24 protein-coding genes are annotated in these 22,900 nt (G+C 71.0%); 16 read left to right on the top strand and 8 right to left on the bottom strand.

What is annotated here, in order from left to right; genetic code table 11:
* Positions 1 to 5: 5 nt before the first annotated feature.
* The gene (locus tag AB0J69_RS06405; protein ID WP_364113505.1) at positions 6 to 1,112 is read right to left on the bottom strand and encodes a bifunctional adenosylcobinamide kinase/adenosylcobinamide-phosphate guanylyltransferase; all 1,107 of its coding nucleotides are present in this window, start codon (positions 1,110 to 1,112) and stop codon (positions 6 to 8) included.
* Positions 1,113 to 1,673: 561 nt separating this feature from the next.
* Positions 1,674 to 2,372 carry an SCO2322 family protein gene (locus AB0J69_RS06400; protein WP_364113503.1) on the bottom strand — a complete coding sequence of 233 codons (699 nt, stop codon included), beginning with the start codon at positions 2,370 to 2,372 and terminating at the stop codon, positions 1,674 to 1,676.
* 82 nt (positions 2,373 to 2,454) lie between these two features.
* On the opposite strand from AB0J69_RS06400, the gene AB0J69_RS06395 reads away from it, so the two are divergent.
* Positions 2,455 to 2,661, top strand: a complete 207-nt coding sequence (locus tag AB0J69_RS06395; RefSeq protein WP_138693754.1) for a hypothetical protein — start codon at positions 2,455 to 2,457, stop codon at positions 2,659 to 2,661.
* A 66-nt stretch (positions 2,662 to 2,727) separates the two neighbouring features.
* Here AB0J69_RS06395 and AB0J69_RS06390 read toward each other — a convergent pair whose 3' ends face one another.
* A complete protein-coding gene (locus tag AB0J69_RS06390) occupies positions 2,728 to 3,726 on the bottom strand; it encodes an aldo/keto reductase family protein (RefSeq protein ID WP_364113501.1) in 999 nt (332 codons plus the stop codon).
* A 57-nt stretch (positions 3,727 to 3,783) separates the two neighbouring features.
* Here AB0J69_RS06390 and AB0J69_RS06385 point away from each other — a divergent pair, with 57 nt between their 5' ends.
* Complete coding sequence (locus AB0J69_RS06385) at positions 3,784 to 4,758, top strand: SMI1/KNR4 family protein (protein ID WP_364113499.1); 975 nt, start codon at positions 3,784 to 3,786, stop codon at positions 4,756 to 4,758.
* Positions 4,759 to 4,789: 31 nt separating this feature from the next.
* Here the strand turns inward: AB0J69_RS06385 and AB0J69_RS06380 are convergent, their stop codons facing one another.
* Positions 4,790 to 5,374 carry a DUF3043 domain-containing protein gene (locus AB0J69_RS06380; RefSeq protein ID WP_364113497.1) on the bottom strand — a complete coding sequence of 195 codons (585 nt, stop codon included), beginning with the start codon at positions 5,372 to 5,374 and terminating at the stop codon, positions 4,790 to 4,792.
* A 153-nt stretch (positions 5,375 to 5,527) separates the two neighbouring features.
* Here AB0J69_RS06380 and AB0J69_RS06375 point away from each other — a divergent pair, with 153 nt between their 5' ends.
* The 8 genes from AB0J69_RS06375 to AB0J69_RS06340 all read left to right on the top strand — a co-directional run bounded on the left by AB0J69_RS06375 (position 5,528) and on the right by AB0J69_RS06340 (position 13,573).
* Positions 5,528 to 6,346, top strand: coding sequence for a PspA/IM30 family protein (locus tag AB0J69_RS06375; RefSeq protein WP_364113495.1), 819 nt, complete (start codon positions 5,528 to 5,530; stop codon positions 6,344 to 6,346).
* A complete protein-coding gene (locus AB0J69_RS06370) occupies positions 6,343 to 6,621 on the top strand; it encodes a hypothetical protein (protein WP_132519798.1) in 279 nt (92 codons plus the stop codon). Before AB0J69_RS06375 ends, AB0J69_RS06370 begins: the two co-directional genes overlap by 4 nt.
* Positions 6,622 to 6,625: 4 nt before the next feature.
* Entirely contained in the window at positions 6,626 to 7,525 is a 900-nt protein-coding gene (gene htpX / locus AB0J69_RS06365) for a zinc metalloprotease HtpX (protein ID WP_364113493.1), read from the top strand.
* A gap of 2 nt (positions 7,526 to 7,527) precedes the next feature.
* Complete coding sequence (locus AB0J69_RS06360) at positions 7,528 to 8,085, top strand: hypothetical protein (RefSeq protein WP_364113491.1); 558 nt, start codon at positions 7,528 to 7,530, stop codon at positions 8,083 to 8,085.
* A gap of 47 nt (positions 8,086 to 8,132) precedes the next feature.
* Complete coding sequence (locus AB0J69_RS06355; protein WP_364113489.1) at positions 8,133 to 9,596, top strand: alpha/beta fold hydrolase; 1,464 nt, start codon at positions 8,133 to 8,135, stop codon at positions 9,594 to 9,596.
* A 64-nt stretch (positions 9,597 to 9,660) separates the two neighbouring features.
* Positions 9,661 to 11,649: a serine/threonine-protein kinase gene (locus tag AB0J69_RS06350; protein WP_364113487.1), complete on the top strand. Its 1,989-nt coding sequence runs from the start codon at positions 9,661 to 9,663 to the stop codon at positions 11,647 to 11,649.
* A 61-nt stretch (positions 11,650 to 11,710) separates the two neighbouring features.
* Complete coding sequence (locus AB0J69_RS06345; RefSeq protein WP_364113485.1) at positions 11,711 to 12,313, top strand: SIMPL domain-containing protein; 603 nt, start codon at positions 11,711 to 11,713, stop codon at positions 12,311 to 12,313.
* Between the two features lie 396 nt (positions 12,314 to 12,709).
* Positions 12,710 to 13,573 (top strand): alpha/beta hydrolase, encoded by an 864-nt coding sequence (locus AB0J69_RS06340; RefSeq protein ID WP_364113483.1) that lies wholly within the window; start codon positions 12,710 to 12,712, stop codon positions 13,571 to 13,573.
* 69 nt (positions 13,574 to 13,642) lie between these two features.
* Here the strand turns inward: AB0J69_RS06340 and nadA are convergent, their stop codons facing one another.
* Entirely contained in the window at positions 13,643 to 14,800 is a 1,158-nt protein-coding gene (nadA, locus tag AB0J69_RS06335) for a quinolinate synthase NadA (protein WP_364113481.1), read from the bottom strand.
* A gap of 169 nt (positions 14,801 to 14,969) precedes the next feature.
* On the opposite strand from nadA, the gene erpA reads away from it, so the two are divergent.
* Complete coding sequence (gene erpA / locus AB0J69_RS06330) at positions 14,970 to 15,323, top strand: iron-sulfur cluster insertion protein ErpA (RefSeq protein WP_090930529.1); 354 nt, start codon at positions 14,970 to 14,972, stop codon at positions 15,321 to 15,323.
* Positions 15,324 to 15,430: 107 nt separating this feature from the next.
* Complete coding sequence (locus tag AB0J69_RS06325; RefSeq protein WP_364113479.1) at positions 15,431 to 16,417, top strand: carbohydrate kinase family protein; 987 nt, start codon at positions 15,431 to 15,433, stop codon at positions 16,415 to 16,417.
* Positions 16,418 to 16,489: 72 nt separating this feature from the next.
* On the opposite strand, the gene AB0J69_RS06320 is transcribed toward AB0J69_RS06325, so the two are convergent.
* The 3 genes from AB0J69_RS06320 to AB0J69_RS06310 form a co-directional block, all read right to left on the bottom strand.
* On the bottom strand, positions 16,490 to 16,924 hold the full coding sequence (locus AB0J69_RS06320; protein ID WP_364113477.1) for a CBS domain-containing protein: 435 nt from the start codon (positions 16,922 to 16,924) through the stop codon (positions 16,490 to 16,492).
* An 85-nt stretch (positions 16,925 to 17,009) separates the two neighbouring features.
* Complete coding sequence (locus AB0J69_RS06315) at positions 17,010 to 17,255, bottom strand: sulfurtransferase TusA family protein (protein ID WP_043638353.1); 246 nt, start codon at positions 17,253 to 17,255, stop codon at positions 17,010 to 17,012.
* On the bottom strand, positions 17,252 to 18,394 hold the full coding sequence (locus AB0J69_RS06310; RefSeq protein WP_364113475.1) for an aminotransferase class V-fold PLP-dependent enzyme: 1,143 nt from the start codon (positions 18,392 to 18,394) through the stop codon (positions 17,252 to 17,254). The genes AB0J69_RS06315 and AB0J69_RS06310 overlap by 4 nt, the downstream gene beginning before the upstream one ends.
* Positions 18,395 to 18,716: 322 nt before the next feature.
* Between AB0J69_RS06310 and AB0J69_RS06305 the strand changes: the two genes are divergently transcribed.
* The 4 genes from AB0J69_RS06305 (at position 18,717) to AB0J69_RS06290 (ending at position 22,804) form a co-directional block, all read left to right on the top strand.
* Entirely contained in the window at positions 18,717 to 19,379 is a 663-nt protein-coding gene (locus AB0J69_RS06305) for a cytochrome c oxidase subunit II (RefSeq protein WP_364113473.1), read from the top strand.
* Positions 19,376 to 21,040, top strand: a complete 1,665-nt coding sequence (gene ctaD / locus AB0J69_RS06300) for a cytochrome c oxidase subunit I (RefSeq protein WP_364113471.1) — start codon at positions 19,376 to 19,378, stop codon at positions 21,038 to 21,040. Before AB0J69_RS06305 ends, ctaD begins: the two co-directional genes overlap by 4 nt.
* Entirely contained in the window at positions 21,040 to 21,453 is a 414-nt protein-coding gene (locus AB0J69_RS06295; RefSeq protein WP_364113469.1) for a cytochrome c oxidase subunit 4, read from the top strand. Before ctaD ends, AB0J69_RS06295 begins: the two co-directional genes overlap by 1 nt.
* Positions 21,454 to 21,595: 142 nt before the next feature.
* Positions 21,596 to 22,804, top strand: coding sequence for an Ig-like domain-containing protein (locus tag AB0J69_RS06290; protein ID WP_364113467.1), 1,209 nt, complete (start codon positions 21,596 to 21,598; stop codon positions 22,802 to 22,804).
* The last annotated feature ends 96 nt before the right edge of the window (positions 22,805 to 22,900 follow it).

The following is a 22,900-nucleotide window of genomic DNA, read 5'->3' as shown; positions in this document are numbered from 1 at the left end:
TCCGGTCACAGCTCCAGCAGGCGCCCGGCGACCACCAGCGCCACATACTCCGACTCGGCGGCCAGCCGTTCGTTGAGCCGCCCGAGCGCGTCCCTGAACGCCCGCCCGCTCGCCGTGGCGGGCACCACGCCCATCCCCACCTCGTCGGACACCGCCACGATCGGCTGTGACGCCTGCCGCCACACTGCCACCAGCTCGTCGCAGCGTGCCGTGACGGGCGCGCGATCGCCCTCCCAGGCGCCGTGCTCGTCGAACACCGCCGCCAGCCAGGTCCCCAGCCCGTCGATCAGCAGCGGCGTGGTGGCCGTGCGGATCGTCCCGGCCAGGTCGGTCGTCTCGGCGGTGGCCCAGTGCGCGGGCCGCCGCTCCCGGTGCGCCCGCACCCGCGCCGCCCACTCGCCGTCGCCCGCGCCGCCGGGCCCGGTGGCCACGTAGGTCACGTGCGGTTCCGCCGCCAGCCGCAACTCCGCCTCGGCCGACTTCCCGGACCTGGACCCGCCCAGCAGCAGCACCCGTCCGCCCCGCTGCGCCTGCGGAAGCCGCGTCGCGCTCTCCTGCGGAAGCCGCGTCGCGCTCTCCCGCGGAAGCGGCGTCGTGCTCTCTTGCGGGAGCCGCGTCGTGCTCTCCTGCGGAACCTGTGGGGTCCGCTCCGTGCCGGTCTCCAGCTCCGTGCCGTCGGGGACGGCGAGGGCTCCCCAGAGCCGTAGCCGCCTGGCCAGCTCCTCCTCCGACCGGATCCGGTGATCCAGCCCCACGGCCACCACCAGGGTCGCGCCGTCCGCCAGCCCCGCCCGCCGCAGCTCCCCGAGTCGCTCCGGGCGGTCGAGCAGGTCGATGAGCACCACGTCGTACCTGGCGGGCCCGTCCGGCGGCACGGGCCGCCCCTGGAGCAGGCAGAGGAGCCGCGAGCCGTCCGGGCAAACCAGCCCCAGGCCGTCGGCGCAGGCACGGTACCCGCGCGGCAGGCCCACGAAGGGGAACGGGACCACGCCGTCCACGACGAGGCCGAACGGGCGGCGATGGCCGGGCGGCAGGCCGGCGCACGAGGCGCACCGGCAGCCGGGCTCCGGCCAGCCCGCGCCGCCCCCGGTACCGGTGAGAAGGACCTTCACCGCGCCGAGCGTACAAACCCGGCGCCGACCCACCCCACCCGGCCCTCCACCGCCCCCAGGCCCGCCCGGACGCGCCGGAGGCCCGCACGGCCCTATGTCGGTCCCCACCGCACAGGAGTGAGCCCCTCTACGGCCTCCGCGACGCCAGGCCGGCCCAGGCGCGCCGGCAGCCTGCGTCCAGGCCGAGGGTGGCCTGCGTCTTACGCGAGGGGCTCCCGGACGCGCGCTGGGCGGGCCGACGACTCCCAGAGCCGTGCGGACGGGTGGGCCCTTGAGCAGTCAGCCGCGCGGGTCCCATGGGGCGTCAGCCGCGCGGGCCAGTGGCGCCCATGAGGCGTCCGCTGTGCGGGCGGGTGGGCCCTTGGGCCGTCCGACGTGCGGGTCCCATGGGGCGCCGGCTGTGCGGGCCGGTAGCGCCCATGAATCGGCAGCCGGGCGGGCCGGTGACGCACGAGGTCGCGCGTCCGGCCGGGCGGGCCGGTGTTACCGGGAGGCCCGCTCGCCGCCTCACCACCCACGAGCCAGGCCGGCGCGGTGGGGCGTGGTACGTGGGGGAGGGGGTCAGCGGTTGGCTGGGGTGGTGGGGCGGGTGCGGCGGCGGGTGGCGATGACGGCGCCGGCGCCGAGCAGGGCCAGCGCGCCGGCCCCGCCCGCGATCAGCATGATCGGCGGCCCGCTCCCGGCGCCGCCCGGGGCCACGGCCGGGGCCGGGAGGTCCGTGCCGCCCTGCGGCTGGGCCGGGTAGCCGTCCACGGACACCACGCCGCCCTGGGCGTCCACGCGCACCCTGGCGGCCGACGCGAGCAGCTCGGCCGTGGTGGCGTTCTCGGCGCCCGCCACGCACTTCAGCACCCCCTGAGCGGGCGGCTGCTCCCCGGGGTACGGGTCGGCGTCCCCGTCGCCGAAGTCCACCGCCACCACCACCCGCTTGTGCCCGGAGGCCGCGGTTTCCTTGCCGCACACCGCCTCGAACGACGGCAGGTCCCCGCCCGGCGACTCGCCCGCCGCGCCGTCCGGCGCCACCGAGAAGCGCCAGCCGATGACCGAGCCGCCCTCCGGGGTGTCGCCCGGCGCGGTGGACAGCCACGCCGTCCCGTCGCTGCGCCACGCGCTCCACGACCGCGGGGCGTGCGGATCGGCCGCCCCGGGAGCCGGTTCGCCGGGTGCGATGGAGGGTGAGGCGAGGGCGGAATGGGGGAGAGAGAGGAAGGCGGCCGCCCCGAGGGCGACCCCAGCCGCAACACGACATGCGCGCAGCATCGATTGACCTCCAAGCTCGGGAGTAGGGTTCCAGTGCCTGCGGAGGGTGCGCCGGCGAACCCGCGGAAAAGGAGCGTATGGCATGACATGGCGGTGGCGTTATGAAAATGCAAATGGTGGTGAGGTAACAGATCGCCCTTTGCCGCGAGAGGTTTTTCCGAGCCAGGCCGACGCGGAGTCCTGGCTCGGGGAAAACTGGCGTGACCTGCTGGAATCCGGTGTTGAGCAGGTCGCTTTGCTAGATGAGGACCGCGTGGAATACGCGGGATTGTCATTGCGTCCGGAGTGAGTGCCGGATAACTGAAAAACCCCTTGAGCGCTGCTGCGGCTCAAGGGGTTTTTGTTGTTGATGGGGTTATGGGCGGGTGCTCGGGCTCACGGTCTTGGACGGGTCGCGCTCCACGACGGACCCGAGCACGTCGTCGATCCGCTTCATCACGTCGGCCTCGAGCTTGACGCCCGCCGCCTTCACGTTGTCGCGGACCTGCTCGGGCCGGGTGGCCCCGACGATGGCGCTGGAGACGTTCGGGTTCTGCAGCACCCAGGCGATCGCCAGCTGCGCCATGCTGAGCCCGAGGTCGGCGGCGATCGGCTTGAGCTCCTGCACGCGGGCGAGCACGTCGTCGTTCATGAACCGGGCGATCATGGCGCTGCCGCTCTTGTCGGTCGCCCGCGAGCCCTCCGGCGGCTGCTGGCCGGGCACGTACTTGCCGGTCAGCACCCCCTGGCCGATGGGCGACCAGACGATCTGGCCCACGCCCTCCTTCTCGCTCAGCGGGACGACCTCGGACTCGATCACGCGCCACAACATCGAGTACTGAGGCTGGTTCGACACGATCCGGTCGAAGCCCATCTCGTCGGCGATCTTCAGGGCGCGGGCGATCTGGTCGGCGTTCCACTCGCTGACGCCTACGTAGAGGACCTTGCCCTGGCGTACGAGGTCGTCGAAGGTCTTGAGGGTCTCCTCGAGCGGGGTCTCGTTGTCGAAGCGGTGCGCCTGGTAGAGGTCCACATAGTCGGTCTGCAGGCGGCGCAGCGAGGCGTTGATCGACTCGGTGATGTGCTTGCGGGACAGACCGCGGTCGTTCTTGCCGGGACCGGTCGGCCAGTAGACCTTGGTGAAGATCTCCAGCGACTCCCTGCGCACGCCCTTCAGCGCTCGGCCGAGCACCTCCTCGGCCTTCGTGCCTGCATAGACGTCAGCGGTGTCGAACGTGGTGATGCCCTCGTCGAGTGCCGCCTGCACACACTGCTTGGCGGCGTCCTCCTCGACCTGGGAGCCGTGGGTGAGCCAGTTGCCGTAGCTGATCTCACTGACCATGAGACCGCTACGACCGAGGTGTCGGAATTCCATGCATCCGACCTTAATCCCGGCGCATGGGGTGATCGGTTTCGGGATAGGGTGCGCGACGTGCTGAAGCTCGTACGGCTGGCGCTGACGGCGGCCATCCTGACCGCGATCGCGGTCCGGCTGCGCCGTCGCGCCCGCATGCCCGCCAGGCAGCCAACGCCCCGGGCGCCGGGCCCCCGTCCGGCCCGGTCCATGAGGATGGTCGTGGCCTGGGCGGTCATCGTCGTGCTCGTGGCGCTCACCCTGGTGGCCGCGCTGGTGCCCGCCCACGAGCGGGCCGCCGGGGCGGACCGGCAGGCCGGCGAGGTGCGGCAGGAGGCCCTGGCGGCGGTCGTCGAGCCCAGCGCTCCACCCGCGGCGCCGTCCCCGGTGCCGACTCCCGAGCCGACTCCGCCGCCGAGCGAGATCCCCGACCCGAGTTGCTCGCCCGCGCCGCGCCCGGTGACCGTTCGGCCGATCGACCCGCGGGTGAAGCGGGCCGTGGACCGGCAGTGGCGGCGCGTCGAGCGGTGGCTGAAGGCGAACGCGCCCCGCACGTACCGGACGCTGGCAGGGCCCGGCAAGGCGCGCACGATCGCCGTCGCCGAGTCGCAGATGGGTGTGGACTTCCCCGACGACCTGCGGGCCTCCCTGCTGCGCCACAACGGCTCGCGCGGGGAGCGGGCGTTCGGGTTCGGTTCGTGGCCCGACGGCGCGGTCAATCTCAGCACGCGCCGGATCAGGGACTCCTGGCGCGCGCTGTGCTCCTGGGAACGCACCGACCGCGGCCCCGACCCGACCGTCGAGTACTGGAACGGGCGGATGATCCCGTTCCTGTACTACCCGGGGCGCAGCTCGGACGTCATGGCCTACGCCGTGGTCGACTCCGTGGGAGGTGCCGTGGGCTGGGACGACTCGTCCAGCGGCATGGCACCCCGGATGCCGTCCTACTACGCGCTCATGCGGGCCGTGGCCGACGCGCTGGAGCACGGCACCCCGGTCGAGGGCCGGCGGCCCGTGGTGGAGCGCGGGGTGCTGCGCTGGGAGCGGTCGTGAGCGCGGTGGCGAGCCGGGCCGGCCGGAGAGGTCACCGCTTGGGCGGCACCGGCTTTCCGCCGGGCAGGACCGCGGGCGGCGGGAAGCGGAGCTTGCGGATCTGCAGCGCCCGCATCGCCGCGTAGAAGCCCACGCCCTTGACGCTCTCGCCGGGCAGCTTCTCGGCCACCAGCTTCTTCACCTTCCAGGCCACGTAGACCGAGGTGACGACCACGCCGATCATCATGATCGGCCAGCCGATCGTGACGACGTAGCCGAGCACCTGCGCCCGGATCGCCATCGGCCAGGGGATCCACGTGGCCAGCAGGATCAGTAGCGAGAACGGCAGGAAATACTGGCTCGGCAGCCGCCGCGAGTCGACCCAGTCACGCGCGAACTTGCGCGCGGGGCCCTTGTCACGAACGGGAAAATACCGCTCGTCACCTGCCAGCATGCCCTCGCGGGCACGCTGGCGCTCGGCGTTCTGCTTCGCCCGCATCTGCCGATAGGCCTCTTTACGGTCCTTCGGCGCGGAGACGTACTGGCGTCGTTTGCCTTCGGCATCCCGGCGCTTGGGTGTGGGACGACCTTTACCCTGGGGCTTAGGATCGTCAACGGGGACGGGGGTGTCGTCCACGGAGGTCTGGGAACGGCGTCGCAACACGACGTCAACCCTACCTGGACTGCAACTTAGTGACGCCCCCGTGCGTTATGCGTAGGGTAATCCCAAGGCGGCTGCGCTGCATTGGGATTGACACCAGCACGACCTAGAAGGGGACGGCCGACGCGCATGAGCGTGATGAAGAGACTTTCGATGATCTTCAAGTCCAAGGCCAACAAGGCCCTGGACAAGATGGAGGATCCGCGCGAGACCCTTGACTACTCCTATCAGCGGCAGCTCGAGCTGCTGCAGAAGGTGCGCAGGGGGGTGGCCGACGTCGCCACCTCGCGCAAGAGGGTGGAGCTCCAGATAACCGGCCTGGAGAATCAGGCCCGGCGCTATGAGGAGCAGGGCCGCAAGGCGCTGTCCGTAGGACGTGAGGATCTGGCCCGGGAGGCGCTCCAGCGCCGCTCGAACCTGCAGACGCAGATGGCCGACCTCAAGGTCCAGCACGACAACCTGCAGGCCGAGGAGGAGAAGCTGACCACGGCTTCCCAGCGGCTGCAGGCCAAGGTCGACTCCTTCCGCACGAAGAAGGAGACCATCAAGGCGACCTACACCGCCGCCGAGGCGCAGACGCGCATCAACGAGGCGTTCTCCGGCATCTCCGAGGAGATGGGCGACGTCGGCCTGGCGATCCAGCGCGCCGAGGACAAGACGGCGCAGATGCAGGCCCGTGCCGGCGCCATCGACGAGCTGCTGGCCAGCGGCGCGCTCGACGACTACAGCGGCACCCGTGGCGACGACATCCAGGCCGAGCTCGACCGCATGGGCGGCGGCATGGACGTCGAGCTGGAGCTGGCCAGGATGAAGGCCGAGCTGGGCCAGGGTCCGGCGCCGAAGGGCGCCATCGAGCAGGGCCAGCCGCAGCAGCAGGCCCAGCCGCAGGCTCAGCCGCAGCAGCAGGGGGGCACCCAGCAGCTGCGCCAGCCAGGGGAGGGCGCATGATTGTCAGGATCATGGGCGAGGGTCAGGTGGAGATCTCCGCCGACGACATCTCGGTCCTCAACGAGCTGGACACCGAGCTCGAGGCGGCCATCGACGCGGGCGACGAAAAGTCGTTCCGCGTCAAGCTGCACGCGTTGCTCGACAAGGTGCGCCACGTGGGCAAGGCGCTTCCCGACGACAGCCTTGAGCCGTCAGAGCTGATCCTTCCCCCCGCGGACGCCTCGATCGAGGAGGTCCGGGAGATGCTGGGCGACCAAGGCCTCATCCCGGGCTGAGCCCGTGAGCACGCGGTTCGCGTCCGACCGCGGCCTGACCAGCCGCATGGTCGTGACGATGTTCCTGCTCGGCCTCCTCTACGTGGTGTTCGTCGGCGTCCTGATCGCCCTGGGCGTGCGGGCGCTGACCGTGCTGGTGCTGGCAGGCGGCCTGCTGCTGGTGCAGTACTTCCTGTCCGACCGCATCGCGCTGTTCGCGATGCACGGGCGGGAGGTCTCCCCACAGGAGGCCCCTGAGCTGCACGGCCTGATCGACCGGTTGTGCGCCATGGCCGACATGCCCAAGCCACGGGTGGCGATCGCGGATTCCGACGTCCCCAACGCGTTCGCCACCGGCCGCAACCAGAAGCGGGCCGTCGTCTGCGTGACGACCGGCATCCTGCGCCGCCTGGAGCCACAGGAGCTCGAGGGCGTGATCGCCCACGAGCTCTCCCACGTCGCCCACCGCGACGTGGCCGTCATGACGATCGCCTCGTTCCTGGGGATCGTGGCGGGGCTGATGACCAGGTTCGCGCTCTACTCGGGGCTGGGCGGCCGCCGCAACGGCGGCCAGGGCGGCGTGCCGATCGGCGCGATCGTCCTGCTGGTCTCCGTCATCGTGTACGCCGTCAGCTTCCTGCTCACCCGCGCCCTGTCGCGCTACCGGGAGCTGGCCGCCGACCGGGCGGGTGCCCTGCTCACGCAGCGCCCCTCGGCCCTGGCCAGCGCGCTGACCAAGGTGACCGGTGACATGGCCAGGATCCCGACCCGCGACCTGCGCGAGGCGGAGCCGTTCAACGCCTTCTACTTCGCCCCGGCGCTGGCCGGGGGGCAGTCGCTGGCGAACCTGTTCTCCACCCATCCGTCGCTGGAGCGGCGGCTGGAGCAACTGGCGAACATCTCGCGGCAACTCGGAAGGGGCTGACGATGGGCTGGCTCGACGCGCTGCTCGGCCGGTCGAAGCCGGTGCAGCCCAACCTCGACGCGTTGTTCGCGCTGCCGTCGGCGGCCGTGACGCTGCAGGCCGCGACCGGGCTCGTCCCCACCGGTCTCGGCTCCGTGGCGTTCAGGGCCGCCGAGGGCGGCGCCTTCGCCACGCTCGAACGCGACGTCAAAGCGCTGCTCGGCGAGCGCGTGGAGGAGTCCGACGACGGCTACGGCTACACCTGGCTCCTGGTGCGCCGCTCGCCCGACGCGCTCAGCGACCTGGTCACCGAGCTGCACGCGGTCAACTCCTCGCTGGAGGGGGCCGGGTTCGGGCCCTCGCTGCTGTGCTCGCTGGTGTCCTTCACGGGGCCGAACGAAGGACGGCTGGCCGTGGTCTACCTGTACAAACGCGGCACCTTCTACCCGTTCGCTCCCATGCCCGGACAGAGGCGTGACAACGCGCTCGAACTGCAGGCTCGGGGCGCCTTGGAGGGCGAGCTGCCGCTGGAGAAGGATCTCAGCCGCTGGTTCCCCGTCTGGGGGGCTCCCGGGCTCTGACCGGGGAGCTCATAGGCGATGATCGCCCCTAGTGATCTAATGATCACGTGGAGCGAAGGTTGTTCGTGCTCGCCGCTTGCGCGTTCATCGTGGCGGCGGTTCTGGGCAGCGCCTGGATCACCGGCCAGTTCACCACGCCGGCGGTGGACAGGACCGACGGCTACGTCAGCGAGCTGGCCGCCCGTGACCAGCCGTGGACGCGCCTGTTCCGGGTCAGCGACGCGCTGTCGGGGCTGGCGTGCGCGCTCGGAGTGGCGCTCGTCCCCAGGGTGGCGCGCGAGTGGCCGGGCTGGCTGGCGCTGGCCGCGTTCGGGCTGCTGACCTTCGTGGCCGGGGTGTTCCCCCTGGACTGCGCCGCGCTCAGCGATCCGCTCTGCGCGCGGCGGGAGACGTCGTCCGGGCACGTGGTCCACGCGCTGGCAGGGGTGCTCGGCGCGGTGGCCGTGCTGGCCGCCATGGTGCTGCTCAGCGCCCGCTGGCGGTCGTGGGTGTCGTGGCTGTTCACCTGGCTCGGCCTGGCGGCCACGCTGCTCACCGCCGTCGCGCTGGCCGCCGGGCACGGGGTGGGCCTGGCTCATCGCGCCCAGCTCACGATGACCGCCGTCTGGCTGGTGTACGTGGCGCTCCACCTGCTCGTCTCCGACTGGGACGACCCGGACGCCGAGGCGGAGCCGAGGGTCGCGCCCGGCCGGATGGGCGGCGTGGGCGGCGCCAGGGTCCTGCCCGGGACGGCCGACCAGACGGCCGGCTACGGGAAACCGCACGTCGTCGTGGCGGGCGACGGGCCGGCGGTGCTGATCACGGCCGGGCACGGGGGCGCCTGGTTCCACTGGGACGCGGTGGCCGACCGGCTCGCCGGGAGCCGCCGCGTCATCCGCTTCGACCGCCCCGGGCTCGGCCTCAGCCCGCGCTCGCCCGCCCCGCCCACCCTGTACGCCGAGGTCGCCCGCCTGGCCGCGCTGTCCCCCTCGCATCCCGAGCAGGTCACCGTCGTCGCCCACGGCGTGGCCTGCTGGCACGCGGAGGCGTTCGCCCGGCTGCACCCGCTGTGCCTGGCCAAGCTCGTCCTCGTGGACCCGGCCTGCGCGGGCGGGCGCCGGCCGCTGCCGTTCGCCGGTGCCGCCGGCAGGTGGCTGCCCGCGCTGGGCGGCACGTGGGGGGCGACCTTCCTGGCCCGCCTGACCGGGCCGGCCGCGCACCGGCTGCTCACCGGGCTGCCGGACCCGTCGGGCGTCTACAGCATGGGCAAGGTGCCCGCCGCGATGGCGGGGGAGTGGCTGGCCCGCCGCGACATGGCCGCCGACCTGCACCGGCTGCGGGCCGAGAAGCCGTTCCCGGACGTGCCGGTCACCATGATCAGCGCGGGCCGGACCGGTGAGCGGGGGGACGGCTGCCTGGAGTGGCTGGCGGGCGAGCTCGGCGCCGAGCACGTACGCCTGCCCGGGGCCGGGCGCCGGATCCCGCTCCGGGCCCCGCAGGCCGTCGCCGACGCGGTCTCGGCCTTGGCGTAACGCGTGCGGAACCCCGCGCCACCCACCAGAATGGCGGGAAAGACGCCATATGTGGGGGTTTCCAATGCCGGACCTCGCGGCCCTCAGGCCAGGGGATCCCGCGACGGTGGGCACGTACCGGCCGGCCGGACGGCTCGGCGAGGGCGGACAGGGCATCGTCTACCTCGCCACCGCCCCGGACGGGACGAAAGTGGCGCTCAAGCTCCTGCGCGCCGACCTGGCCGGTGACGCCGAGGCGTCGGAGCGGTTCGTGCGCGAGGTGGCGATGGCCCGGCGGGTGGCGCCGTTCTGCACCGCCCAGGTCATCGAGACCGGTCTGTACGGCGGGCGCCCGTACATCGTGAGCGAGTACATCGACGGCCCCACCCTCGCCGACGTCGTACGCGAGCAGGGCCCCCGCTCGGGCGCCGCCCTGCACCGGCTGGCCATCGGCACCGTCACCGCGCTCGTCGCCATCCACCAGGCCGGCATCGTGCACCGCGACTTCAAGCCGTCGAACGTGCTGCTGGCCTCAGACGGCCCCCGGGTGATCGACTTCGGCATCGCCAGGGCGCTCGACCTCAGCTCGACACTCACCGGCGCCGTGATCGGCACGCCCTCGTACATGGCTCCGGAACAGCTCTCGGGAGCCGGCCCCGGGCCGAAGTCGGACATGTTCGCGTGGGCGGGCACGCTGCTGTTCGCCGCCTCGGGGCAGCCGCCGTACGGGCAGGACAGCATGCCGGCGGTGATCAACCGGATCCTGCACAGCGAGGCCGACACCGGCTCCGTGGCCGACCCGGCCCTGCGCGCGCTGGTCGCGGACTGCCTGGCCAAGGACCCCGCCCGGCGGCCGGCCGCGAGCGAGGCCCTCCTGCGCCTGCTCGGCCACGCCCCCGCCGACCGGCCGTCCGGCCTGCTCCAGGAAGGCAGCGCGGCGGCCGCCTCCCGGGAGGTGCGGCACGCGTACCCGCCGCCCCCGGTCCACCCGCCCCTCTTCCGCCCCGGCCCGCCCACCCGGCCCGCCCGGCGCGGGAACACCGGCTGGATCGTCGCCGCCGCCGTCGCGGGGGCGCTCACCCTCGCGGCCGCCAGCGCCTTCGTGGCCGTCCGCCTGAGCACCCGCCCCACCGCCTCCCCCACGCCGTCCGCCGCCGCCTCGGTCACCGCCTCCGCGTCCGCCACGCCCGGGGCGACGCGCTCGGTCACCCTGCCCGGCACGTCGGTACGGATCCAGGAGAGCGACACCGACCCCATCAGGCTCGCCTCCTACACCCTCGACGGCGGCAGGCGCCTCTACGTCAGGAAGCACGCCACCGGCGAGTTCGCTCCCGACACCCGCTTCTTCGAGTACGCCCTCGACCCCGGCACCAACCTGGCCCTCGGCACCGACGTGGACTACAGCGCCGGCTCCTTCGCCACCGTGTCCGTCGTCGACCACGTCACCGGCAGGAAGCGGGTCGTCGAGCTCAGTCCCAAGCCGATCTTCCCCACCACGCCCCGCTGGTCCCCGGACGGCAAGTACGGCCTGGTCACCCTCTTCAAGGGCACCGAGGGCAACACCGAGGACTACGGCTACGGCATCATCGACGTGACCTACGACAAGGGCCGCGTGTTCGAGATCAAGGAGCGGGGCGCCGGGCAGTGGCGCTTCTTCTGGGACGCCGGCGGCCGGGCGGTGGGCACCTGGGCCGGCGGCACGATGACGTTCTACGACCTCAACGGCAAGCTCCTGCGCACCCTGCCCGACGCGGGGTCGCCGGTGTGGGTCGAGGGGGACGACGTCTCGCCGTCGGGCGGCCGGTTCCTGGCCCACTGCACGCCGGAGGGCACCTCGCTGTGCGCCCGATCCACCTCCGGCGACGACGCCGGCGCCGTCACGATCCCCGTCGCCAGCAACCGGCTCATCGGGTGGTGGGACGACGACCACCTCGCGGTCTGGCGGGCCAAGGGCACCGGGTACGAGGCCGTCGTGGTCGACCTGGCCGGGCGGGTCCGCAGGGTGCTGGCGACCGCGCCCGGGAAGGCCGAGTTCGACCGGATGGGCTTCCGCTTCGGCAGGGCCTCCCCGTAGGTCCTTGCGGCGCGGGCGGCACGTTCTAGGATCAAGGGGAACCCACCGGAGGGGACGCGCCATGGACATCACCGTGATCGGCGAGGGCGCCGTCCTGGCCGAGCCCGACATCCTGCGGCTGCACGCGGGCGTCGAGGTCCGCCGGGCCTCCGCCGCGGAGTCGTTCGCCGCCGTACGGGCCGCCGCGGCCCGGCTCTCCCAGGTGCTCGGCCAGGCGGGGATCGAGCCGCGGGACGTGACCACGGTGGAGCTGTCCCTGGGGCCCGAGTACGAGGCCTATCCCAAGGTGGCCGCCTACCGCGCGGCGCAGGGGGTCGAGGTCGTGGTCCGCGACGTGAGCCAGGCCGACCGCGTCATCGACGCCGTGGCCGGGGTGGGGGAGGAGGCCAGGCTCAACGGCGTGGCCTTCGAGCTGTCGGACCAGGCGGCGGCCCTGGCCGAGGCCAGGGTCAGGGCGTTCAGGGACGCCGCGGCCAAGGCGGCCCAGTACGCCGAGCTGGCCGGGCGGCCGCTGGGACGGGTGGTGTCGGTGAACGAGGAGCACGGGTTCGGGCCGCCGGTGCCGATGCGCGCGAACCTGATGGCCGCCGAGTCCGGGGGCTCGGTCCAGCCCGGTCGGCAGGCGCTCACGGTCCGGGTGCGGCTGGGCTACGACTTCGCCTAGCCCGGCCCCCGCACGTTCGCTCCCCGCCGTCCCGCCCGCACGTCCCGCCCGCACGTTCGCTCCCCGCCGTCCCGCCCGCACGTCCCCTCGCTGCCGTCCGCAGGCACGCCCTCCCTGTCGTGCGCCCGAGCGCGCCACGCGACCCTCGCGGCGTCCCTTTCCTCCCCAAAGGATCCCCGCCGAAGTGAGAGGCGGCCGCTGGTTCGCGGACTGCGGGGCTGCGGGGCTGCGGGGCTGCGGGCTGCGGGGCGCGCGCTCGGGCGCGGAGAAGCGGTCGCGGGCGTGCCGGGTGCGCCCGGGGCCGGATGGGGCAGATGACAGGAGGCACGTGGCGCGGGGCGCGACCGCGGCGGGAGGGCTTGGCTTTGGTGATCAGCGGCGGCCAGACTGGTCTGCGTGGATGAGACGGTGGTGACCGAGGACGGCGTGCGGTTGTGGGCGTGCCGGGCCGGCCAGGGTGTTCCCGTGGTGTTCTGTCACGGAGGGCCGGGGCTGTGGGACACGCTGGATGACGTGGCCGCGCTGCTGGCCGGAGGCGCCGCCGTGCATCGGTGGGACCAGCGGGGGTGCGGGCGGTCGCAGCGGTGCGGGCCGTACTCCGTGGGCCGGTCGGTCGCCGACCTCGACGCGGTGCGGCGTCATTTCGGACTGGACGGCATGGTGCTGCTCGGCCACTCCTGGGGCGCCCAGCTCGCCCTGCGCTACGCGCTCGACCACCCCCGGCGCGTACGCGGCCTGGTGTACGTCGCCGGCACCGGCATCGACCCGGACGCCCCCTGGCACGACGACTACTCTCGAGACCTGCGCGCCAGGCTGGGCGATCACCTGGAGCGGTGGGCGGAGCTCAAGAATCGCGAGCGCACCCCCGCCGAGGACCGGGAGTTCTCCGTGCTGCAGTGGTCGGCGGACTTCATCGGCGACCGGGCGCTGGAACAGGCCGAGCGCATGGCCACCCCCTGGCTGGGCGTCAACTTCGCGTGCAACGCCGCGATCAACGCCGAGAACGCCCGCGAATGGGGCACCCCCGAGCTGCGGGCGCGGTGCGCGACGCTGGAGGTGCCCGTGCTGATCGTGGACGGCGACCGCGACATCCGGCCCCGCTGGGCGGTCGACTCGCTGGAGCGGGCCCTGCCGCGCGTGACCAGGGTGGTCCTGGCGGGCGCCGGGCACCTGCCCTGGACCGAGGACCCGGACGGCTTCCGTGAGGCCGTCAGCGCGTTCCTGGCGCAGGTCAGCCCCGCGACACAGCCGCGGGGCTGACCGGCCAGGGCTCAGGGCAGGGCTCGGGAGGGCTCAGGGCAGGGCTCCGGCCAGGGTTCAGGCCAGGGCTTAAGGCAGGGCCAGCATGCGGTCCAGGGCGACCTTGGCCCAGTGGGTGGTGTCCTCGTCCACCGTGATCTGGTTGACGACCTCGCCCAGCACCAGCGACTCCAGCGCCCACACCAGGTGCGGCAGGTCGATCCGGTTCATCGTCGAGCAGTAGCAGACCGTACGGTCGAGGAACGAGATGTTCTTGTCCGGGAAGGTCTGCGCCAGGCGCTTGACCAGGTTCAGCTCCGTGCCGATCGCCCAGCTCGAACCCGCGGGGGCCGCTTGCAGGGTCTTGATGATGTGCTCCGTGGAGCCCACGTGGTCGGCCTTGAGCACGACCTCGTGGCGGCACTCCGGGTGCACGAGGACGTTCACGCCCGGGATGCGCTCGCGTACGTCGTCCACGGACTCGGCGGTGAAGCGGCCGTGCACCGAGCAGTGGCCGCGCCACAGGATCATCCTGGCGCGCTCCAGCTCCTCCTGGGTCAGGCCGCCGTTGGGGCGGTGCGGGTTCCACACCACGCAGTCCTCCAGCGACATGCCCATCTCCAGCACCGCCGTGTTGCGGCCCAGGTGCTGGTCGGGCAGGAAGAGCACCTTCTGGCCCTGCTCGAACGCCCAGTCCAGGGCGCGGCGGGCGTTGGAGGAGGTGCAGACGGCGCCGCCGTTCCGGCCGCAGAACGCCTTGATGTCGGCGCTGGAGTTCATGTACGTGACCGGGATCACCTGATCGGCCAGCCCCGCGTCCTCCAGGGCCTCCCAGCACTCCTCGACCTGGTCGAACGTGGCCATGTCCGCCATCGAACACCCGGCCGCCAGGTCGGGAAGGACGACCTTCTGAGCGTCGCCGGTCAGGATGTCCGCGGACTCGGCCATGAAGTGCACGCCGCAGAAGACGATGAACTCCGCCTCCGGCCGCGCGGCCGCCTGCTGGGCGAGCTTGAACGAGTCGCCCGTCACGTCGGCGAACTGGATGACCTCGTCGCGCTGGTAGTGATGACCGAGCACGAACAGGCGGTCGCCGAGCGCCTCCTTGGCCTTGCGGGCACGTTCCACCAGGCCGGGGTCGGAGGCCGGCGGCAGCTCGCCGGGGCACTCGACCCCCTTCTCGCTGTGCGGATCGGCGTTCCGGCCGAGGACGAAGAGCGGCAGCCCAGTCTGGGTGGCCATGGCCATACCCCCTTATCGTCGTTGTGACGATACTCATCATGACACATGGGCGTACGTGATTATTCCGGGGGTTGTTCCAGGGGAGGCGACCCCGGGAATGTGTGGCATCGCGCTGGTGTTGGTAGCGTCATTAGTAGGACGTCGGAAACAGACAGCCGGGTTAGGGAGTCAGCAGATGACGGTTGAGAGCAGCGAGACCACGACGCAGGGCCTGATCCTGACTGACGCGGCCGCCGCGAAGGTCAAGAGCCTGCTGGAGCAGCAGGGCGAGGAGGGTCTGCAGCTGCGGGTCGCCGTGCAGCCGGGAGGTTGCTCCGGCCTGCGCTATCAGCTCTTCTTCGATGACCGGTCGATGGACGGCGACGTCGTGTCGGACTTCGGCGGCGTGAGTGTGGTCACCGACCGGATGAGCGCCCCTTACCTCATGGGTGCCTCGATCGACTTCGTCGACACGATCGAGAAGCAGGGCTTCACCATCGACAACCCCAACGCCACGGGCTCGTGCGCCTGTGGTGACTCGTTCAACTAGTCCGGGTCGCCGGTGGTCGCCAGGTCCCGCTCGCCTTTGTGCGTGCGGGACCTTCGCGTATCCTCGTGGGGCCCATTGGCCTGCTGACAACGAGGAAGAAGAACCCCGTGCGCATCGCCGTTACCGGCTCCATCGCGACAGACCACCTGATGACCTTCCCGGGAAGCTTCGGCGATCAGCTCATCGCCGAGCAGCTCGACCGGGTGTCACTGTCGTTCCTGGTCGATGACCTCCAGATCCGTCGCGGCGGCTGCGCCGCGAACATCGCCTTCGGGATGGGCTGCCTCGGCCTCAAGCCGATACTCGTGGGCGCGGTCGGCAACGACTTCGCCGACTATCGCTCGTGGCTGGAGCGCCACGGCGTGGACTGCGGCTCCGTGCACATCTCGGAGACCCAGCACACTGCCCGCTTCCTGTGCACCACTGACGAGCACCACAACCAGATCGCCTCGTTCTACACCGGCGCCATGGCCGAGGCGCGGCTCATCGAGCTGCAGCCCGTCGCCGACCGTGTGGGCGGGCTCGACCTGGTGCTGATCAGCCCCAACGACCCCGACGCGATGCTGCGCCACTCCGACGAGTGCCGCCAGCGCGGCATCCCCTTCGCCGCGGACATCTCCCAGCAGCTCGCCCGCATGGAGGACGAGCAGATCCGCCAGCTCGTCGACGGCGCCGCCTACCTGTTCTCGAACGACTACGAGAAGGGCCTGATCGAGCAGAAGACCGGCTGGTCCCACGAGGAGATCCTCGGCCGGGTCGGCGTCCGGATCACCACGCTCGGCCCCAAGGGCGCCGTCATCGACCGCCAGGGCGAGCCGTCCATCCAGGTCGCCCCCGCGCCCGAGCGGGGCAAGGCCGACCCCACCGGCGTCGGCGACGCCTTCCGCGCCGGCTTCCTGGCCGGTGTGGCCTGGGGCCTGCCGCTGGAGCGGTGCGGGCAGATCGGCAACCTCACCGCCACGCACGTGCTCGAGCGCGTGGGCGGCCAGGAGTACGAGCTCGGCCAGACGTCCTTCCTCGAGCGGTTCGGTGCCGCGTACGGCGCCGAGGCGGCCGCCGAGATCGCCGAGCACGTCCGCTGCTACCACCCCTGAGCCCTGAACGCGCCGCGTCCCCGGACCGTCCTGCTGGGCGGCCCGGGGACGCGGCGTGCCGGCGTCCGGAGCTCAGCGCATGGCGTAGACGCGGTGGACGAACTCGGCGAGCTGGTCGTCGGGCAGGTGCCTGGCCAGGTCGGCCTCGCTGATCATGCCGACGATGCGGCCCTCGTCCATCACCGGAAGCCGCTTGATCTGGTGCTCCTCCATGCGCGCCAGGGCGTCCTCCACAGTGGCGTCCGACGGCACCCATACCAGCCCGATCGCCAGGTCCCCGGCCGTCACCTGCGCCGGGTCGTGGCCGGCCGCGACACACTTGATCACGATGTCGCGGTCGGTGATGATGCCGGTCACGCGGTCGTCGGGCCCGCACACGGGCAGCGCTCCCACGTTGCTCCTGCGCATCATCTGCGCCGCCCGGTCGAGGGTCTCGTGCGCGCTGATGCACTCCGCCCCCGAGCTCATGACATCGCGGGCGGTTTCGTGCGGATGTCCGCTGATCATGGCTTTCCCCTGAGGTCGATGACTCGTACGGAAAGCCCCTACCCGGTGTGCGGAGCTGAATCGGAATTTTGGACGGGCCGGAAAATCAGTAGTTGCGCCTGACGTGGATCGCCCAGCCGCCCTCGGGCAGCTCGTACGACCCGACGTGGCGATGAGACTTCAGCCTGCACCACGCCGGCACGTCCGTATAGGCCGCCGGATCGTCGGCCAGCACGGCCACGACGGCGTTCAGGGGGACGTAGTTGATCTGCTCGGCGAGCATGATGATCGGGATCGGGCACTTCTTCCCGAGCGCGTCGATCGTCAAAGCCGGCTGAGTAACCTCGGTCATGCGACTCCTGCGTCCTGGCGGATGCGGCGGACCAGATCGGGCAGCACGGCGAGGAACCTGTCGACCTCGTCCGCGGCGGCGCCCATGGGCAGCGACACCCTGACATTCCCATGCGTCAGCACGCCCATCGCTTCCAGAACGTGCGATGGACGAAGCGTACTAGCGGTGCACGAACTTCCGGACGATACGGCGAATCCCGCCTTGTCGAGCTCGGTCAGCAGCGCCTCGCCGTCAACGTACAGGCACGAAAACGTCACGATGTGCGGCGCCCGGTCAACGGGGTCGCCGATGACCTCCACGTCGGGGACGAGCTTCGGGACCGTCTCCCTGATCCTGGCGACGAGCCCGGAAAGCCTCGCCTGCTCCCGCTCCGCCTCCGCGGCCATCGCGCGCAGGGCCGCGGCCGCCGCGACGACGCCCGGCACGTTCTCGAAGCCCGGCACCCGCCCCCGCTCCCGCTCGTCCTCCGGCAGGTAGGAGCGGAACCGGGTGCCCTTGCGCACCACCAGCACCCCCACACCGGCCGGTCCGCCCCATTTGTGGGCGCTGGCGGTCAGCACCGACCAGCCGGGCGGCACCGGCATCCGGCCGGCCGTCTGCGCCGCGTCCACCAGCAGCGGCACCCCGGCCGCCCGGCAGGCCGCGGCCGCCTCCGCGACCGGCTGCAGCGTGCCGACCTCGTGGTTGGCCGTCTGCAGGCACGCCAGCGCCGTGCCGGGCCGCGCGACCGCCTCGGCGAACCGATCGGGATCCACGCGCCCGGTCAGGCCCACGCCCACCGTCTCGACCGAGCCGCCCTCGCGCTCGTGCACCGCGCCCGCGTGCAGCACGCAGGAGTGCTCGACCGCGCTGGTCACCAGGTGGCGTCCCGCCCTGCGTCTGCCGTGTAGGGTGCCGAGCACGCCGAGATGCACGGCCTGCGTGCCCGAAGAGGTGAACGACACCTCGTCGGGGCGCGCGCCGAGCGCCTCGGCCACCTCCGTGCGGGCCTGTTCCAGCAGCAGGTGCGCGCGGCGGGCCTGGCCGTAGAGTCTCGCGGGATCGGCCCAGCCGGCGTCGACCGCCGCCAGCAGCGCCTCGCGTGCCTGGGGGTGGAGCGGCTCGCTCGAAGCCGCGTCGAAATACGCCACGAGACCCATCGTCCCACTTCCGGCGCCATCGAGGGGTCGCGCGGTAGGGCGAGGCCCCTGCACGCTAATGTGTCTGCTTGTCAGTCTGTGCTTGATACAGAAAACAGAAATACGAGCGCCCAAGGGAGAGACTCTTGGGCTTCATCTGTGGGGTAGGCGATCCGTGAGTCCGACTCGCCGTACGACGCGGCGTTCGTTGGCCCGGCGCAGGGTGCCGCGCGCCGCCGCTTTGGCGTTGCTGCTGGCCACTGCTACGGCGTGTGCTAATGACGTCCCCGAGGCCGACTGGTCTCGCGGCCTTCTTCCTGACCACATCACCGAGCAGGGTGGAGTGGTCCAGAGTCTGTGGAACGGGGCCTGGATCGCCGCACTCGCCACGGGCGCTGTCGTCATCGCCCTGATCCTCTGGGCGGCCGTGTTCCACCGCAAGCGCAGGGCCAAGGCCGAGCTCCCGCCGCAGGTGCGCTACAACCTGCCGATCGAGATGCTCTACACCTTGATCCCGCTCGTCATGGTGTCGGTGTTCTTCTACTTCACCGCCCGTGACAGCGAGGTGCTCTCCAAGGTGGAGGGCGACGCGACCGTCAAGGTCAAGGTCGAGGCGTTCCAGTGGAGCTGGCGCTTCACCACGACCACCGACGGGAAGACGTTGCAGCCCGTCGCCGGCACTCCGGTGAGCGACTACAAGCAGGGGCCCCAGCTGGTCCTGCCGGTGAACGAGAAGGTCGAGTTCGATCTGTCGACCGACGACGTCATCCACTCGTTCTGGGTGCCGGAGTTCCTGTTCAAGCGCGACGTCATCCCCGGCATCCCCGAGGGCAACCCGGGCCGCAAGTTCCAGATCACCACGCTGAACAAGCCGGGCACCTACGCCGGCCGCTGCGCCGAGCTGTGCGGTGTCGACCACAGCCGGATGCTGTTCTCCGTGAAACTCGTTTCACAGCAAGAGTTCGACCAGTACATCGCGACGCACCAGGCGGGGAGTGCCCAGTGACCGCCATCCAAGAGCCACTCAGGACCACGACGGTCCGGCCCGTCACCAAGGGCCAGATCATCGCCAAGTGGTTGTCCTCGACTGATCACAAGATCATCGGGCACATGTACCTGATCACGTCGTTCGCCTTCTTCCTGATCGGCGGCATCATGGCGCTGATCATGCGGGCCGAGCTGGCGCAGCCGGGGCTGCAGTTCACCAGCAACGAGCAGTTCAACCAGCTGTTCACCATGCACGGCACGATCATGCTGCTGATGTTCGCGACGCCGCTGTTCGCCGGCTTCGCCAACGAGCTGATGCCGCTGCAGATCGGCGCCCCCGACGTGGCCTTCCCCCGCCTGAACATGGTCAGCTACTGGCTCTACCTGTTCGGCAGCATCATCGCCGTGTCGGGCTTCTTCACCCCGGGCGGCGCGGCCTCGTTCGGCTGGTTCGCGTACACGCCGCTGTCCAACGCGATCAACTCGCCGGGCATCGGCGGCGACCTGTGGATCATGGGCTTGGCGCTGTCGGGCCTCGGTACGATCCTCGGCGCGGTCAACTTCATCACCACGATCATCTGCATGCGCGCTCCTGGCATGACCATGTTCCGCATGCCGATGTTCACCTGGAACATCCTGCTGACCAGCATGCTCGTGCTGATGGCCTTCCCCGTGCTGGCCGCCGCGCTGCTGGCCCTGGAGGCCGACCGCAAGCTGGGCACCCAGATCTTCGCCTCCGAGAACGGCGGCGCGCTGCTCTGGCAGCACCTGTTCTGGTTCTTCGGCCATCCAGAGGTCTACATCATCGCGCTGCCGTTCTTCGGGATCATCACCGAGATCATCCCGGTGTTCAGCCGCAAGCCGATCTTCGGTTACATCAGCCTCATCGGCGCCACGATCTCGATCGCCGGTCTGTCCATCACGGTCTGGGCGCACCACATGTTCCCGACCGGGCAGGTGCTGCTGCCGTTCTTCTCGTTCATGACGTTCCTCATCGCGGTGCCGACCGGCGTGAAGTTCTTCAACTGGATCGGCACGATGTGGCGCGGGCACCTGAGCTTCGAGTCGCCGATGTTGTTCTCGGTCGGCTTCCTGATCACCTTCCTGCTGGGCGGTCTGACGGGGGTCATCCTGGCCTCGCCGCCGCTCGACTTCCACATCAGCGACACCTACTTCGTCGTGGCCCACTTCCACTACGTGGTCTTCGGCACCGTCGTGTTCGCCATGTTCGCGGGCTTCTACTTCTGGTGGCCCAAGTTCACCGGCAAGATGCTCGACGACAAGCTGGGCAAGCTGCACTTCTGGCTGCTGTTCATCGGCTTCCACACCACGTTCCTCGTGCAGCACTGGCTCGGCATGGCGGGCTTCCCGCGCCGTTACGCCGACTACAGCGCGGCCGACGGCTTCACCGACCTCAACCTGCTCTCGTCGGTGGGCGCGTTCATCCTGGGCGCCTCGACGCTGCCGTTCTTCTACAACGTCTGGAAGACCTGGCGCAGCGCGCCCAAGGTCACCGTGGACGACCCGTGGGGCTACGGCGGCTCGCTCGAATGGGCGACCTCCTGCCCGCCGCCGCGGCACAACTTCACCTCGCTGCCGCGGATCCGGTCGGAGCGTCCCGCGTTCGACCTGCACTATCCGCATGTCTCCGCCAAGTCCGCCCAGGAGGTTGAGGCCTGATGAAGGTCCAGGGTTGGCTGTTCCTGCTGTGCGGCGTGTTCTTCGCCGGCGTCGACATCGCCTACTGGTTCTGGACCAAGGCGGCGACGGGCCAGGGTGAGCCGGTCGGCACCACGGCCATGGCCATCTCGGTCGGGTTCGCGTTCATGGTGGGCTACTACCTGATGTTCACGGCGCGGCGCATCGGCGCGCAGCCGGAGGACAACAAGCAGGCCGAGATCAGCGACGGCGCGGGCGAGATCGGGTTCTTCAGCCCGAGCAGCTGGTGGCCGCTGTTCCTGTGCCTGGCGGCGGCCTTCGCCTTCGCCGGGTTCGTGATCGGCTTCTGGATGTTCCTGATCGGCGTGTTCCTGATCATCATGGCCATGATCGGGTTCGTGTTCCAGTACTACCGGGGTCACTTCTCGCACTGAGCCCCACACCTGGAGCGGGCGCTCTCCCTCAGGGGAGACGCCCGCTTTTTGGTGTTCTTTACCAGTGCGCGGATGTGGTGATTCGATCACTCAGGGTAATAAAGGAGGCAGAAGTGGTTGGATCTTGGGCGAGGGAGTACTCGTGGGGCGCGGAGCGTATGGATCGGCCGGCCTGCTGGCCTTGGCGCTGCTGACGGCGTGCTCGGCGGCCGGCCCGGCCGAGGAGCCCAAGGGGGTCGCGATGGCGGGCGGGGCACGCAGCGCCCCTGTGGGGGTCTCTCCGGCGGACAAGGCCGCGAATGTGCCCACGGACCAGCCCGTGGTGGTTTCGGCCCATGGGGGCAAGCTGAGGAGCGTACAGGTGGACGGCGGCAAGTCGGGGCCGCTCAAAGGCGTCCTGAGCTCCGACGGCACCCGCTGGCGCAGCGTCGGCACCGCCCGGCCGAGCACCGACTACACCGTGACCGCCGTGTCCGTGGACGCCGCGGGCAAGCAGAATGAGACGCGCAGCACGTTCAGGACGGTCAAGGGCAAGCAGACGTTCGACATCAAGACCATCACCCCGAACAAGGACGACACCGGCCTCACCGTCGGGGTCGGCATGCCCGTCATGATCGCCTTCGACAAGCCGGTGACCGACCGGGTGGCCGTCGAGCGCAACCTCAGCATCCACAGCTCCAAGCCGGTGGAGGGGGCCTGGCACTGGTTCGACAGCCAGCACGTGGACTTCCGGCCGCAGAGGTACTGGCCGGCGCACACGAAGGTGCGCGTGGAGGCCAAGCTGGCGGGGGTGCGCGGAGGGCCGGGCATGTACGGCAAGCGGGACGTACGGCTCGACTTCAAGATCGGCCGCTCGCAGATCACCAAGGGCAGCACCAACGAGCACGTGCTGGTGGTCCGGCGGGACGGGAAGAAGATCCGCACCATGCCGATGAGCGCGGGGCAGGGCGGGCAGTGGAAGTACTACACGACCTCCGGCATCCATCTGGCCATGTCGCGCGAGCCCGTCACGGTGATGACCTCGCCGGGCATCGGGCCGGGCTCGCCCGGTTACTACCAGCTGACCGTGTACAACACCGTGCGGATCTCCAACAGCGGGGAGTACGTGCACAGCGCGCCGTGGTCGGTGGGGTCGCAGGGGAACTCGAACGTCAGCCATGGGTGCGTGAACATCAGCCCGGCCAACGCGGCGTGGTTCATCAAGCACACGTTGATCGGGGATCCGATCATCATCACGGGGTCGCCCCGGAAGCTGGAGCCCACGAACGGGTGGGGGCACTGGCAGGAGACCTGGAAGCAGTGGCTCAAGTGGAGCGCGCTCAAGGCCGGCCCGACCACAACCCTGCCCTGACCGGCGGCCTTGCCCTGTGCGGCGGCCTTGCCCTGTGCGGCGGCCTTGCCCTGTGCGGCGGCCTTGCCCTGTGCGGCGGCCTTGCCCTGTGCGGCG

It is taken from the genome of Nonomuraea sp. NPDC049709 (assembly GCF_040674815.1).
Lineage (GTDB): Bacteria > Actinomycetota > Actinomycetes > Streptosporangiales > Streptosporangiaceae > Nonomuraea.
This window is presented reverse-complemented; position numbering and strand designations above follow the sequence as displayed.

Coding starts and splice junctions, on each gene's coding strand:
- AB0J69_RS06295 (WP_364113469.1), top strand. CDS start 21,040: ATGAAGGTCCAGGGTTGGCTGTTCCTGCTGTGCGGCGTGTTCTTCGCC.
- AB0J69_RS06395 (WP_138693754.1), top strand. CDS start 2,455: ATGACATGGCGGTGGCGTTATGAAAATGCAAATGGTGGTGAGGTAACA.
- erpA (WP_090930529.1), top strand. CDS start 14,970: ATGACGGTTGAGAGCAGCGAGACCACGACGCAGGGCCTGATCCTGACT.
- AB0J69_RS06400 (WP_364113503.1), bottom strand. CDS start 2,372: ATGCTGCGCGCATGTCGTGTTGCGGCTGGGGTCGCCCTCGGGGCGGCC.
- AB0J69_RS06370 (WP_132519798.1), top strand. CDS start 6,343: ATGATTGTCAGGATCATGGGCGAGGGTCAGGTGGAGATCTCCGCCGAC.
- nadA (WP_364113481.1), bottom strand. CDS start 14,800: ATGGCCATGGCCACCCAGACTGGGCTGCCGCTCTTCGTCCTCGGCCGG.
- AB0J69_RS06360 (WP_364113491.1), top strand. CDS start 7,528: ATGGGCTGGCTCGACGCGCTGCTCGGCCGGTCGAAGCCGGTGCAGCCC.
- AB0J69_RS06320 (WP_364113477.1), bottom strand. CDS start 16,924: ATGATCAGCGGACATCCGCACGAAACCGCCCGCGATGTCATGAGCTCG.
- AB0J69_RS06345 (WP_364113485.1), top strand. CDS start 11,711: ATGGACATCACCGTGATCGGCGAGGGCGCCGTCCTGGCCGAGCCCGAC.
- AB0J69_RS06350 (WP_364113487.1), top strand. CDS start 9,661: ATGCCGGACCTCGCGGCCCTCAGGCCAGGGGATCCCGCGACGGTGGGC.
- AB0J69_RS06315 (WP_043638353.1), bottom strand. CDS start 17,255: ATGACCGAGGTTACTCAGCCGGCTTTGACGATCGACGCGCTCGGGAAG.
- AB0J69_RS06310 (WP_364113475.1), bottom strand. CDS start 18,394: ATGGGTCTCGTGGCGTATTTCGACGCGGCTTCGAGCGAGCCGCTCCAC.
- AB0J69_RS06390 (WP_364113501.1), bottom strand. CDS start 3,726: ATGGAATTCCGACACCTCGGTCGTAGCGGTCTCATGGTCAGTGAGATC.
- AB0J69_RS06375 (WP_364113495.1), top strand. CDS start 5,528: ATGAGCGTGATGAAGAGACTTTCGATGATCTTCAAGTCCAAGGCCAAC.